The organism is Sphingobacterium siyangense (assembly GCF_023277505.1).
In the GTDB taxonomy this organism is placed as follows: domain Bacteria; phylum Bacteroidota; class Bacteroidia; order Sphingobacteriales; family Sphingobacteriaceae; genus Sphingobacterium; species Sphingobacterium siyangense.
The window spans coordinates 1081024-1093574 of the sequence record NZ_CP080574.1; the positions used below are offsets into that span (position 1 = coordinate 1081024).

A 12551-nucleotide genomic window follows, 5' to 3' on the forward strand; every position below is an offset into this window, starting at 1 on the left:
CTCACCCGAGTGAACGAAATATTTGTTAAATTTGTAATTATTATGGATGACCCCGCGCAATTATCGGAATACGGCAAAATCCTTATCATTCTTCTGATAGGGGCGCTGTTAGTCTGTGCGACCATTTTTCTTGCACGTTTAATCTCTCCGAAAAAGAATAATCCCATCAAATCTGGTACCTACGAATGTGGAGAGGATCCCATTGGTTCTTCTTGGGTTCAGTTTAATCCACGGTTTTATGTGATCGCCCTTGTATTTTTACTTTTTGATGTGGAGCTTATTTTTATTTTTCCATGGGCCACTGTATTTGGACAGTCTGAATATATTGCGGCAGATGGAAGATGGGGGTGGTTTACCATGATAGAAATGGCTATGTTCATTGGTATTTTAATTCTAGGGTTGGTTTTTGTCTGGAAAAAGGGCGATTTAGAATGGGTTAAACCGAATGTGTCCTTACCTAAAGTTCCTGTACCTATCCCGGATAGCGCCTATGCAAGCCTGAATAGCAAGACTTATCAGGTGCGTGATTATGCACTGGTTGTAGATGAAACTGTCGCGCACAAAACAACGGTAGATGAACAGGTGTCGACGCCGAAACCAGCCTTTAAACCTCGATTTAAAAAACCTGAGTAAGCATGAGTTTAGATAGTCAATTGCAGAATAATGGTGTTATTGTTGCCAAATTAGATGATTTGCTAAATTGGGCAAGATTATCTTCGATGTGGCCTATGAGCTTTGGTATTGCTTGCTGTGCCATTGAAATGATGGGGGCAATGGCTTCAACTTACGATTTAGATCGGATGGGCGTATTCCCAAGGCCTTCTCCAAGGCAATCCGACGTGATCATCATTGCTGGAACGGTTACCTTTAAGATGGCCGATCGTATCAAGAAACTATATGAACAGATGCCAGATCCTAAATATGTTATTTCGATGGGTTCTTGTTCCAACTGTGGTGGTCCATATTGGCAGCATGGTTATCATGTGGTCAAGGGGGTAGATCGCGTTATCCCTGTGGATGTTTATGTACAGGGATGTCCGCCACGTCCAGAGGCACTAATTGGTGCTTTTATTGAATTGCAAAAAAAGATAGACAAAGAAAGCTTGTTAGGTGAGCAATTGTTCAACGGAAAAGCTTAAAAGATAAATTTTATAAGATTTTAAATCAATTATGGCAAAAGATTTTTATGGTGAATTGCAATTGGGTATTCTTGGCGGTGGTCAACTGGGAAGAATGCTCATCCAGGAAGCCATTAATTACAATGTAAATGTTCATGTATTGGACCCGGATAAGAATGCTCCTTGTCGCAAGTTGTGCAATAAATTTGAATGTGGTTCATTGGGCGATTTTGAAACGGTCTATAATTTCGGTAAGGATTTGGACATGATCACGATCGAGATCGAGAAGGTGAATGTAGATGCTTTGGAGAAACTGGAAGGCGAGGGAGTAATCGTGTATCCACAATCACGTATCATTCGTCTGATTCAAGATAAAGGCCTACAAAAGCAATTTTTTAAACAAAACGATATACCAACTTCGGCGTTTCAATTGATATCCAATAAGGATAATTTAGTAAATGCCTCGTTAAACTTACCGTATATCCAGAAATTACGTAAGGATGGATATGATGGAAAAGGGGTGAAGAAGATTGTTACCCAACAGGATATACAAGAGGCGTTCGAAGAAGCTAGCTTAATTGAAGAATGGGTAGATTTTGAAAAGGAAATTGCGGTCATTGTTGCCCGGAATGATAAGGGGGAAGTGTCTACATTTCCAATGGTGGAGATGGAATTTAATCCTCAGGCTAACTTGGTGGAATTTTTGATTGCGCCGTCTTTGTATGGTGTAGAGATTCAACAACGCGCAGAGGCGATAGCAAAAAAGATTGCCGATGATTTGCAGATCGTAGGTATATTGGCTGTAGAGATGTTCCTAACGAAAAATGGTGATATTTTGGTCAACGAATTGGCTCCGCGCCCGCATAATAGTGGTCACCAGACAATAGAGGGTAATTACGTGTCGCAATTTGCACAGCATTTAAGGGCTATATTCAATCTACCGTTAGGTGATACCAGATGCAGAACGAATGCCGTTATGATTAACCTGTTAGGTGAACTTGGCTATGAAGGATTGGCCAAATATGAGGGAGTAGAAGAGGTGTTGGCAATGGAAGGCGTATATATCCATTTATATGGAAAGAAATATACGAAGCCATTCCGCAAGATGGGCCATGTTTGTATCATCAATGATGATCGGGAGAAAGCGATCTCCAATGCAAGAAAAGTACAAGAAATATTAAAAGTTAAAGCTTAAACAATACTATGTCAATCAATAATAAGGCCCAGGTAGGCATTATCATGGGAAGCAAATCAGACCTTCCTGTTATGCAGGATGCTATAGATGTGCTCAAAGCCCTTGGGGTGGAATTTGAGGTAACGATCGTCTCAGCACATCGTACACCACAACGTATGTTTGATTATGCGAAAAATGCGGCATTTCGTGGTTTGAAAGTTATTATTGCTGGAGCGGGTGGAGCGGCGCATTTGCCAGGAATGGTCGCTTCTATTACACATTTACCCGTAATAGGCGTTCCTGTAAAATCATCAAATTCCATTGATGGATGGGATTCGGTACTTTCCATTCTTCAGATGCCCAATGGTATTCCTGTAGCAACTGTCGCTTTAAATGCGGCGAAGAATGCAGGTATATTGGCTGCTCAGATTCTTGGTACACATGATGAAACAATCAGCAAGAATATCATCGAATTTAAAGAAGAGTTGGCGAGAAAAGTAATCGAGACCGCAGTAGATGTAGAAGATACCGAATTTTAAGCTGACAATCTTACAAAATAAAAAAGGGAGCATTGCTCCCTTTTTTATTTTGTAAGATCTGCCTGTACATAATCGTAGCTTTTTTTGAGACTTTCCATCTTATTTGGCATATAGATATTGTCTTGCTCAACAAAAGCATATTTAAGTCCGGCTTTATTCCTTTCTTTAACGATTTCAGGGAAGTTGATGCTTCCGGTCCCCACTTCGGTATACTTGATATCATTGAAGATTTGCTCAATCGGCAATTTCCCATCTTTGGGCCATTCAATAGGATTGGATTTTGTTTTATCCATATCCTTGACATGCCAAAGTTTAAAACGGTTGGGGAATTTTTCAAACAAAGCTATCGGGTTTTTACCAGCTTTCTCTGCCCAGAAAAGGTCTAATTCAAAATCGACCAAATCAGGTTCAGTGAATGCTAACATCACCTCTTCACCCGTTGTATTATTGCCCAGATCCCTAAATTCCCAGAAGTGGTTGTGATAAGCAACTTTTAGACCTAATTTTTTAGCCTGTTCACCAGCCTTATTCAATTGCTCTGCAGCATAGAGATAATCGTCTTTTTTCAATGCATTCAGATCAAACATCGGTGTTACAGGAGCAATTACATATTCTTGACCAAGTTCTTTTGCTGCATCAAAATAAACCGCAAGGTCTTCTTTGTCGGTGTGGGCTTTACTTAGGTATTTGGACATATCGTAATGGCCTGAATGTGTTTTTAGACCGTTATCATCCAATATTTTCTTCAACTCTTTGTAGGGCAATTTCCAGAACTGTTTGGCTTTGGCGTCTATCCCATAGAGCTCAACATGTTTATACCCAATTTTGGCAATTTGTTCCAAAGATCCTTTCGGATCTTTATCCATTAAATCGCGGATGGAATAAAGCTGTACGCCTATATTCTGTAATGGATTGTCGCTGATTGCACCGGCTTTATTTTGACAAGATATAAAGTTGGGCACCAGATAAGCTGCCGAAAGACCTATTCCAGCTTGCTTTAAAAATTGACGGCGAGAATTGTTCATCATATAATTGATTACTTGTTAGTGTACAATGTACAATTATTTGTTCAGAAATCAATGGTGCAACAAGGAATATTTTTGAAGAGTATGTTGATTTTATAAACTATAAAATCTTCGGAGAGCCAAGGTTTTGTAGGTCGGTAAGAGTCCGTTTAAAGGGGGGAGTGGGGAGGTCTTCATACCAATAAAAAAGGTCTGAATATTTTTCAGACCTTTTTTCTATTCAAGTAGGAAAATTTAAACAGTCATGATATCTTTTTCTTTCAGTTCAGCCAATTTATCAACTTTTACAATGAATGCATCTGTTAACTTTTGAACTTCACCTTCGGCAGTTTTGATTTCATCTTCTGAAGCACCGTCATTTTTTAATTTTTTGATGGATTCGTTAACATCCTTACGAATATTACGAACACCAATACGGCCTTTTTCAGTTTCCTCTTTTACTTTTTTAACAAGGTCACGTCTTCTTTCTTCTGTCAAAGGAGGAACATTTAGACGAATAACGATACCGTCATTCTGCGGATTGATTCCTAGGTTGGCGTCTGTGATAGATTTTTCAATTGCGTTGATAAGCGATTTTTCCCAAGGCTGAATGACAATAGTCCGTGCATCAGTTGTATTGATGTTGGCCACTTGTGAAAGCGGAGTGGCGCTACCATAATAGTCTACTGAAATTCCATCTAACATAGATGGAGAAGCTTTACCCGCACGAATTTTAGTTAATTCGGATTCGGTGTGAGCAACTGCTTTGGACATCTTGTCTTTACAATCGTCCAATTCAATTGAAATTAGTTCGTTCATATAAGATTACGTTTTTTACAGATTTAAAATTATTTAACCACAGTTCCGACATGTTCACCATTGGCAAGTTTTAATAAATTGCCAGGTTTGTTCATATCAAATACAATGATCGGTAATTTGTTTTCTTGACAAAGGGTAAAGGCAGTCATATCCATGACATTTAATCCTTTCTCATAAACCTCTGTGAATGATATTTCTTCAAATTTTGTTGCACTAGGATCTTTTTCAGGATCGGCAGTATAGATACCATCTACACGTGTTCCTTTCAATACAGCATCGGCATTGATTTCGATTGCACGCAAAGATGCAGCAGTATCTGTCGTGAAATATGGGTTTCCAGTACCAGCTCCGAAAATAACAATACGGCCTTTTTCCAAGTGGCGAACGGCTCTTCTACGAATAAATGGTTCGCAGATTTGCTCCATTTTGATCGCAGTAAGCAAACGTGTCTTTTTCCCAACTTTCTCAAGCGCATCTTGAAGAGCCATGCTGTTGATTACTGTGGCAAGCATGCCCATATAGTCTGCTTGAACACGGTCCATGCCTGATTTTTCAGCGCTTAGACCACGGTATATATTACCGCCACCGATAACAATTGCAATTTCTAAACCTTGATCGTGAATTTCTTTGATATCATTAGCGTATTGTGATACACGGTTAATATCGATACCATAGCTTTGGTCACCCATTAAGGATTCACCGCTAAGTTTTAATAAGATACGTTTGTATTTCATAATTGTTTTTTTGGAAATTTTCCAAAGGTCAAAGATAAAATATTTTTTTCATCCCTTAAGCCTTAAAGTGATATTTATTGTGCTTTTATTGTTTGATTAATGACTTCTTGGTAATACTGCTCATACAAAGGCATAATATTAGACAATTGGAATCTTTTTGCATGATTTAATGCTGCTTCTTTAAATTTCTCTAAGCGTTCCCCATCTTCCAAGATATAAATTGCATTCTTCGCCATATCATCAACATCACCAACAGCACTGAGAAACCCAGTGATACCGTTTTCATTCAGCTCGGGTAAACCTCCGGTATTGGAAGAGATGACTGGAACTTGACATGCCATGGCTTCTAAAGCCGCAAGACCGAAACTTTCCGAACTTGAAGGCATCAGAAAGAGATCTGATACAGACAATATTTCTTCCACTGCGTCCTGTTTCCCTAAGAAACGGACGTCTTTGCATACATCAAGTTCTCTGGATAGTTCCTCTGCATTTCGACGTTCTGGACCATCACCTACCATCAATAATTTGGAAGGGATTACATCATGTACTTTCTTAAAAATACGAATAACATCTTCTGTATTCTTAACCTTCCTAAAGTTGGAGGTATGAACCAATATACGTTCATTGCCCGGTGCAATGGCTTTTTTGAAATGTGACCGATCTTTATTGCTGAACCTGTCCAGATCAATAAAGTTTGGGATCACTTTGATGTCTCGGGTAATGTCAAAGTATTGGAGCGTTTGATCTTTCAGATTCTGTGATACCGCAGTTACGCCATCGGATTGATTGATGGAGAATGTAACAACAGGACTAAAACTCTTGTCTTTACCAACCAGTGTAATATCTGTACCATGTAAGGTCGTTACTACAGGAATATTAATGCCATACGTAGTGAGTAAGATCTGTTTTGCCATAAATGCCGCCGATGCATGTGGAATGGCATAGTGGACGTGAATCAAATCCAACTTTTCAAAACGAACAACATCAACCAGTTTGCTGGCTAATGCAGATTCATAGGGTAGAAAGTCGAAAAGTGGATACTGCGAAACAGCTACCTCATGGTAGTATAGGTTTTCAGAGAAGAAATCCAGACGTGCGGGTTGTCGGTAGGTGATAAAATGGATCTCATGTCCATTAGCGGCCAAAGCCTTTCCTAGTTCGGTTGCAACAACACCACTTCCACCAAAGGTGGGATAACAAACAATTCCTATTTTCATCTGCGTAATTATGTCTGAGCGTATATGTTTAACGGCATCCCGTTATACGCGCTGTTTAATTTGTGTTTAAAGGTTCCAAGGAACCTAATGTTAGTATTCTGCGTGTTGTCGTCCAAGACATGTGATGTCTATCACATATAAACTATTTTTATTCATAAGGCACCGACGAAGTTATTTACCTTAACAATTGTCTTTTTAAATTATTTCATGCTAACATGAAAAATTGATAACGCTTATTCATGAATTTTGTGTTGCAAATTTCGTCTATTTATGCGTAAAATAACAAAAACCAATTGCCATAGTTTTGTGAATTTTTTGATTGGTTAAAAAGCACTATCTTTAAATAGACATTAAATCGGTATATGGATAACTTTATAAGTGATATTTCAGGACAGCAATTTCCTTCGGAGCAACGTATTTTGGGGGCTTCAATCCGACAACCTATTTTTAAGCTGATAAAAAAGGAATATCCAAGTTTTAGTAAGGACAAGTATGTCGCTGCAAGCGAGTTGAAACGATTTAAGGAAACTTATATCTCCGAATTTCTGAAAGATGAGTCGGGGCAATTAAGTCAATTGGATCAGCAGGTAATCAATAGCTTTAAGGAAAATAAAGTAATCAGCGCAAGTCTGGACGGAGATAATAAGGAGTCAGTCAGCGTAGGAGATCGGGTTGCAGATAAAGTGGCTGAGTTTGGTGGAAGCTGGACCTTTATTATTTCCTTTATCTTATTTTTGATCGTTTGGATTGCAGCCAATATCTTTTGGTTAAATAATAAAGGCTTTGACCCGTATCCCTTTATTTTACTTAACTTGATTTTGTCCTGTGTGGCGGCCTTGCAGGCTCCGGTTATTATGATGAGTCAAAACAGACAGGAAGATAAGGATCGTGAACGCGCAAGAAATGACTATATGGTCAACTTGAAGGCTGAACTCGAAATCAGGGAATTACATGAAAAAATAGATCATCTCATTATCCGAAAAGAACAAGAACTTGTCGAAGTACAACGGGATCAAGTGGAAAAATTGAGCTTTCTATTAAAAAAGATGGAAAAAATAGAAGAAGCATTTAAAAATAAATGAATTTAGAAGGAGTAATAGGAGAACTTACGTTTAGGTTTTCCAGGTCGGGTGGAGCAGGTGGACAACATGTAAACAAGGTGTCATCGAAAGTATTGCTGCAGTGGGATGTTGCGCTATCGACAGCTGTTTCTGCTGAGGAAAAAGCAATGGTGTTCACCGCATTGGCAAATCGTATAAATAAAGAAGGAATACTGCAATTGGAATGCGATATCGACCGGTCGCAGGTCCGCAATAAAGAAATCGCAATCGATCGCTTTAAGCGTATATTGACGGCCGCACTTGTGCCAGCAAAACCTCGTAAGAAAACCAAAACTCCGTATTCGAGTGTTCTCAAAAGGCTGGATCGAAAGAAACAACAATCGCAATTAAAAGCTTCAAGGAAAAAGAATTTCGATGAATAAATATGACAATATTCCGTATTGACAAAAAATAATAAGTTGGTTATCAGTCTATTGGTTTTTAAACTAATTTATTAGTTGTTAAACTATGTTTTTAGTTATAACTTGTCTATTGATTTATTATTCAGGTATTTAATTTATTCTTGAGGAGTTATGGAGGATTTTAAAGAGTTAACGAAAGCTGAAGAGCAGATTATGCAAGAGCTCTGGGAGATGGGCCGTGGCTTTGTCAAAGAGATTATTGATCGACTTTCGGAACCGAAACCTGCTTACAATACGGTCTCGACCATCGTTCGTATTCTTGAAACGAAGGGCTTTGTAACGCATGAATCCTTTGGTAAAAGTCATCAATATTTACCAAAGATTTCAAAAGAGGAATATAAGAAAGGTATTACAGGTAAGTTATTAACCAATTATTTTGATAATTCGCCCAAAAGTATGCTCTCTTATTTTCTGGAAGAGAACAGGTTGGACATCAAAGAACTTGATGACATCTTGTCCATCATCGAACGTAATAAATAACAACCAATACTCTTTTATAAACTTTTGATTATGATTTACTTATTGATTGTCAATATTTCATTGATTATCAGTTTTGTGCTCTACAAACTGATTTTTAGAAAACTTACTTTTTTTCAATGGAATCGGATCTATCTGATTGGAATGGTTGCATTTTCTTTACTAGCTCCCGTGGGTATTTTTATTGAATTGCCCAAGACAGAGATGATTTCCAATCATATTCCACAGGTCGATTTAGGAACATATATGGATGTCGAAATCGGGAGCCCGATCGAAGAAAAACCTCTTTTTCTATTGGATATTCTTACCAAGATCTATTGGATAGGAGTGGCCGTCGCCTTTTTTTTCCTGGCGGTGCGTATCAGGCAACTTGTTCGGGTATTGCGCTCTTCTCCTGAATACCTGAGTTTTTCTTTTTTTAATAGGATCGTGATTGGAAAATCGATTAAAAACAAGGAGAATATTGCATGGCATGAGCAGGTCCATACTGCCCAGGGGCATTCTTACGATTTGGTGTTGATTGAGCTGCTGAAAATTTTTAATTGGTTCAATCCTGTTGTGTATTTCTTTCAAAAGGAAATAAGGTTTCAACACGAGTATATTGTAGATGAAATATGCTCGACCGATAAAGTGGCTTATGCAGAAATGCTGGTTGCTCATGCATTACGTACAGATCAATTGGCTTTTTCACATGAGTTTTCCAATCATTCTTTTTTAAAGCAGCGCATCACGATGTTATTTAAAGTTAAATCCGTACAAAGACAACGCCTGTTATATGTGATTGTGTTGCCCATGCTATTGGTGGTAGCGGGGTCTACGTTGATCTTTAATACGAGTAGGGCCAAGGATATGGTAGCGGATGTTGAAGAAAGCGTCAATAGGTTAACTGTGATTGACGAGCAGACATTATCGAACCAACCTGAGGAGTTAAAAAACGAACAGGTAAATGAAGACAGGAAGGTCTACAAAGACCCGGAGGTATTGGCCATTCCAGTTGGAGGAATGAAAAAGTATGTCATGGGATTGAGCAGTAGAATCCACGTGAGTGATGAAGCAATCAAGAATAATGTGATCGGGGTAATTGTCATCACAGCCATCGTGGAGAAAAACGGTGAGTTGAGCCATATAAAGGCTAAGAATGATTTGGGGCATGGCCTGGCATCAGCTGTGGAAAATGCTGTAAAAGCAAGTGGGAAATGGAAACCTGCAATCGTCAATGGGAAAGTCGTTCGATCGCTGCTTTCCTTGCCCGTCACCGTTGGCGGGAAAACAACTTATTATTGGGAGGAAACCGACACATTGGGCAGAAAGGTCCGGATGTCATCTCATTCATTCCCGGGCGCTGAATCTGGTGAAGAGACGGAAAAACAACTCAAGGAAGTAAAATCGATAAGGACGGAAAATGAGAGCGACCGCTGGAATCTTTCATTGGATTTTCAGTCCGACTTAGTAACTTTTGATAAAGTTGAGGTGCCACCAACACCTATTGGGGGAATGCGATCTTTTATGATCTGGGTAGGCGATAATTTTGTTTTTCCTGAAGCAGCAATTAAACGGGAGGTTAATGGCATTGTTGAAGTGGCTTTTATTGTCGAAAAGGATGGTAGTTTATCCCATGTTGATGTAAAAAAAGATCTTGGTTATGGAATCAAAGAGGCGGCATTGGAGCTCCTAAAAGGTGCGAAAAAATGGAAACCGGGATTAGTCAACGGTAAACCGGTACGCGTGGCTTACACATTGCCGATTCGTTTAAATTTAAAGAAGTAAAGATTAGATCATAAATATGCAGAGCAGATTCATTCAAATTTTCTATTTTATTGTGGTTTTGGCCATGCTTTCTTCCTGTAAGTCCTATAAAGTGGTTCCCAACGGTTTTGCTGTACAAGGAGATGAGTATTTTGTTAATATTAACAAAGAGCTCACCGTATTCCTCGGAGATGATATTATGGAGGATAAAAATTGGCAAGGTAAGACTAATCCGATTAATGCAAAGCAGGTTGACAATCGATTTCGTCGTGTATTGCGCCATTTACGCTATTCAGATACCGCGTATCAGGTTTTGTTTTCTGGACATCTGGAAGGAAAATATCGGTATGACATGCTTGCTGTAGTCAACAATTCGCCAAATGTAAAAGGGAAAAAAAATCACCTACTTGATTTAAGTTCTTTTCAACGGGAGCAAAATAAGGAGGGGCGATATTTTTATACGACTACAACTTTTAAAGGGCAAAAACTGCTTCATTTTGTAATACCTTTTAATGGGCGCCTTTGGCAAGAGAAAATGGTGTCGCTGATCTTTCTCTTCCCTGAGGATTTTACCGATATCGCGTGGGCGAAGGATGTAGTGATGTCTAATGTTGCTATGTATCGCGATCGTTATAAATTTACCCCGAGCCGCACGGAGATTTTATGCCCCGATGATGGTAGTAGCCGTTCGCATTTGGATTATAAAATACCTGAAGAAAAGGTGAATAAAACAGGCTATATGTTAATGAAGGCTTATGGCGAAGTTGACGGAGAACGAAAGCTGGTTGTTTACCGCGTGATGAAGCCCGGAGATTTTTATGGGTCCTTTGTGACCTGTAAAGGGGATTATGAAATTCTGTATACCACATTGCAAGACAAAATTGTTTGGCAGACTAAGGTGAATACAGAGCGGGATGTCGAATTCTAAAGAAAAAATTGAAAGCCTTGGATCAATAATCCAGGGCTTTCAATTTATTCTTTAAATGTAAAATTTCATTTTGGAGCTGCTCAACTTTTTCCAATAGATGGCTAGCAACCTGAATTCCTGCAGGATTTACTTCAAGATCATAATAGAGATTTGAAAAACGCTCCAATTTTTGGAGCTCCTCTTCATCAATATATTGTTCTTCTTGTTGAATGACAATATGTATGAGTCCGTATTCCTCCATGCTTTGAAGAAAGGCTGTTTCAACCTTTCTGGACTGGCAGAAGTCGATGACTTTAATGAGTGTCGTTTCCATAAGATTATTGTTTTAAATCCTTCAACTGTTGGAACAATGCCTTTTCTTCGGCAGACAGATTATTGGGCATTTGGATATTCAATGTGACATAAAGGTCGCCAAATTCACCTTCTTTACGGTATAAGGGAAATCCTTTTCCTTTAAGTCGCATTTTTGCGCCATTTTGACTTTCGGCTTTAATCTTCAGTTTAACCTTTCCGCCGAACGTATCTAAGGTCACTTCGCCGCCTAGAATAGCTGTATAGAGGTCTACATCAAGTGTAGTGTATAAGTCATTCCCCTGGCGTTTAAAATGGGCATCTGGTGTGATATTAATTGTGATATAGAGATCTCCCTTTGGCCCCCCGTTGATGCCCTCACTGCCATAGCCTTTCAGTTTGATTTTTTGACCATCCTCCACTCCGGCATGAATCGTGATGCGGATACTTTTTCCATTGATATTGAAGGTCTGTTGATGTGTCGTGTAAGCTTCTTGTAAGGTTAAGCTGAGTTCGGCATTAAAGTCCTGTCCACGAAATGTACTTTGGCGGCCTCCCCCGCGTCTGCTGCCAAACATCTGTTCGAAGAAATCCGAGAATTGCCCATCATCAAAGTTTCCGGTGTACTCGTGGGAACCGCCGCTTCCAAATGGATTTCCCCCAGCTCCGAATGGATTTCCTCCGGCGGATTGGGACTGACGGTATTGTTGCTGCGCTTTTTCATACTCCTCTCCATGTTGCCAATGTTCGCCGTATTGGTCATATTTTTTGCGCTTTTCGGGATCGGATAGTACTTCATTTGCCTCATTAATCTCCTGAAATCGTTGTTTGGCCTCATTGTCATTGGGGTTGACATCAGGATGGTATTTACGGGCTAGTTTTCGATATGCTTTTTTGATCTCATCAGCTGAAGCTGTTTTATCAATGCCAAGCACTTTATAGTAATCTACAAAAGCCATAAATTATACTTGTTTTGTATTAA

The 12551-nt window shown here is 39.2% G+C and carries 15 protein-coding genes; 9 read left to right on the forward strand and 6 right to left on the reverse strand.

Annotation, left to right across the window (positions count from 1 at the left end; all coding sequences use genetic code 11):
• Positions 1 to 42: 42 nt before the first annotated feature.
• Genes K2F45_RS04450 through purE form a run of 4 tightly spaced genes read left to right on the forward strand, consistent with a single transcriptional unit; the run spans position 43 to position 2831 of the window.
• A complete protein-coding gene (locus K2F45_RS04450; RefSeq protein ID WP_075991126.1) occupies positions 43 to 633 on the forward strand; it encodes an NADH-quinone oxidoreductase subunit A in 591 nt (196 codons plus the stop codon).
• 2 nt (positions 634 to 635) lie between these two features.
• On the forward strand, positions 636 to 1139 hold the full coding sequence (locus K2F45_RS04455) for an NADH-quinone oxidoreductase subunit B (RefSeq protein ID WP_075991127.1): 504 nt from the start codon (positions 636 to 638) through the stop codon (positions 1137 to 1139).
• 31 nt (positions 1140 to 1170) lie between these two features.
• Positions 1171 to 2313, forward strand: coding sequence for a 5-(carboxyamino)imidazole ribonucleotide synthase (locus tag K2F45_RS04460; protein ID WP_075991128.1), 1143 nt, complete (start codon positions 1171 to 1173; stop codon positions 2311 to 2313).
• A gap of 8 nt (positions 2314 to 2321) precedes the next feature.
• Positions 2322 to 2831: a 5-(carboxyamino)imidazole ribonucleotide mutase gene (gene purE / locus K2F45_RS04465; RefSeq protein ID WP_075991129.1), complete on the forward strand. Its 510-nt coding sequence runs from the start codon at positions 2322 to 2324 to the stop codon at positions 2829 to 2831.
• 44 nt (positions 2832 to 2875) lie between these two features.
• Here purE and K2F45_RS04470 read toward each other — a convergent pair whose 3' ends face one another.
• The 4 genes from K2F45_RS04470 to bshA form a co-directional block, all read right to left on the reverse strand.
• Positions 2876 to 3859 carry a sugar phosphate isomerase/epimerase family protein gene (locus K2F45_RS04470; protein WP_248933032.1) on the reverse strand — a complete coding sequence of 328 codons (984 nt, stop codon included), beginning with the start codon at positions 3857 to 3859 and terminating at the stop codon, positions 2876 to 2878.
• Positions 3860 to 4090: 231 nt separating this feature from the next.
• The gene (frr, locus tag K2F45_RS04475; protein ID WP_075991131.1) at positions 4091 to 4654 is read right to left on the reverse strand and encodes a ribosome recycling factor; all 564 of its coding nucleotides are present in this window, start codon (positions 4652 to 4654) and stop codon (positions 4091 to 4093) included.
• A 29-nt stretch (positions 4655 to 4683) separates the two neighbouring features.
• Positions 4684 to 5388, reverse strand: a complete 705-nt coding sequence (gene pyrH, locus K2F45_RS04480) for a UMP kinase (RefSeq protein ID WP_075991132.1) — start codon at positions 5386 to 5388, stop codon at positions 4684 to 4686.
• 74 nt (positions 5389 to 5462) lie between these two features.
• On the reverse strand, positions 5463 to 6605 hold the full coding sequence (gene bshA, locus K2F45_RS04485) for an N-acetyl-alpha-D-glucosaminyl L-malate synthase BshA (protein WP_075991133.1): 1143 nt from the start codon (positions 6603 to 6605) through the stop codon (positions 5463 to 5465).
• A gap of 362 nt (positions 6606 to 6967) precedes the next feature.
• Here bshA and K2F45_RS04490 point away from each other — a divergent pair, with 362 nt between their 5' ends.
• From K2F45_RS04490 to K2F45_RS04510, 5 genes are all read left to right on the forward strand, one after another.
• Complete coding sequence (locus K2F45_RS04490; protein ID WP_075991134.1) at positions 6968 to 7687, forward strand: DUF1003 domain-containing protein; 720 nt, start codon at positions 6968 to 6970, stop codon at positions 7685 to 7687.
• Complete coding sequence (gene arfB / locus K2F45_RS04495) at positions 7684 to 8088, forward strand: alternative ribosome rescue aminoacyl-tRNA hydrolase ArfB (protein ID WP_075991135.1); 405 nt, start codon at positions 7684 to 7686, stop codon at positions 8086 to 8088. Before K2F45_RS04490 ends, arfB begins: the two co-directional genes overlap by 4 nt.
• Positions 8089 to 8238: 150 nt before the next feature.
• On the forward strand, positions 8239 to 8607 hold the full coding sequence (locus tag K2F45_RS04500) for a BlaI/MecI/CopY family transcriptional regulator (RefSeq protein WP_075991136.1): 369 nt from the start codon (positions 8239 to 8241) through the stop codon (positions 8605 to 8607).
• Between the two features lie 30 nt (positions 8608 to 8637).
• Positions 8638 to 10371 (forward strand): energy transducer TonB, encoded by a 1734-nt coding sequence (locus K2F45_RS04505; protein ID WP_075991137.1) that lies wholly within the window; start codon positions 8638 to 8640, stop codon positions 10369 to 10371.
• A gap of 16 nt (positions 10372 to 10387) precedes the next feature.
• A complete protein-coding gene (locus tag K2F45_RS04510; protein ID WP_075991138.1) occupies positions 10388 to 11278 on the forward strand; it encodes a hypothetical protein in 891 nt (296 codons plus the stop codon).
• Between the two features lie 22 nt (positions 11279 to 11300).
• Here K2F45_RS04510 and K2F45_RS04515 read toward each other — a convergent pair whose 3' ends face one another.
• Positions 11301 to 11591, reverse strand: a complete 291-nt coding sequence (locus K2F45_RS04515) for a chaperone modulator CbpM (RefSeq protein ID WP_075991139.1) — start codon at positions 11589 to 11591, stop codon at positions 11301 to 11303.
• A 4-nt stretch (positions 11592 to 11595) separates the two neighbouring features.
• Positions 11596 to 12528: a DnaJ C-terminal domain-containing protein gene (locus K2F45_RS04520; RefSeq protein ID WP_075991140.1), complete on the reverse strand. Its 933-nt coding sequence runs from the start codon at positions 12526 to 12528 to the stop codon at positions 11596 to 11598.
• Positions 12529 to 12551: the final 23 nt, after the last annotated feature.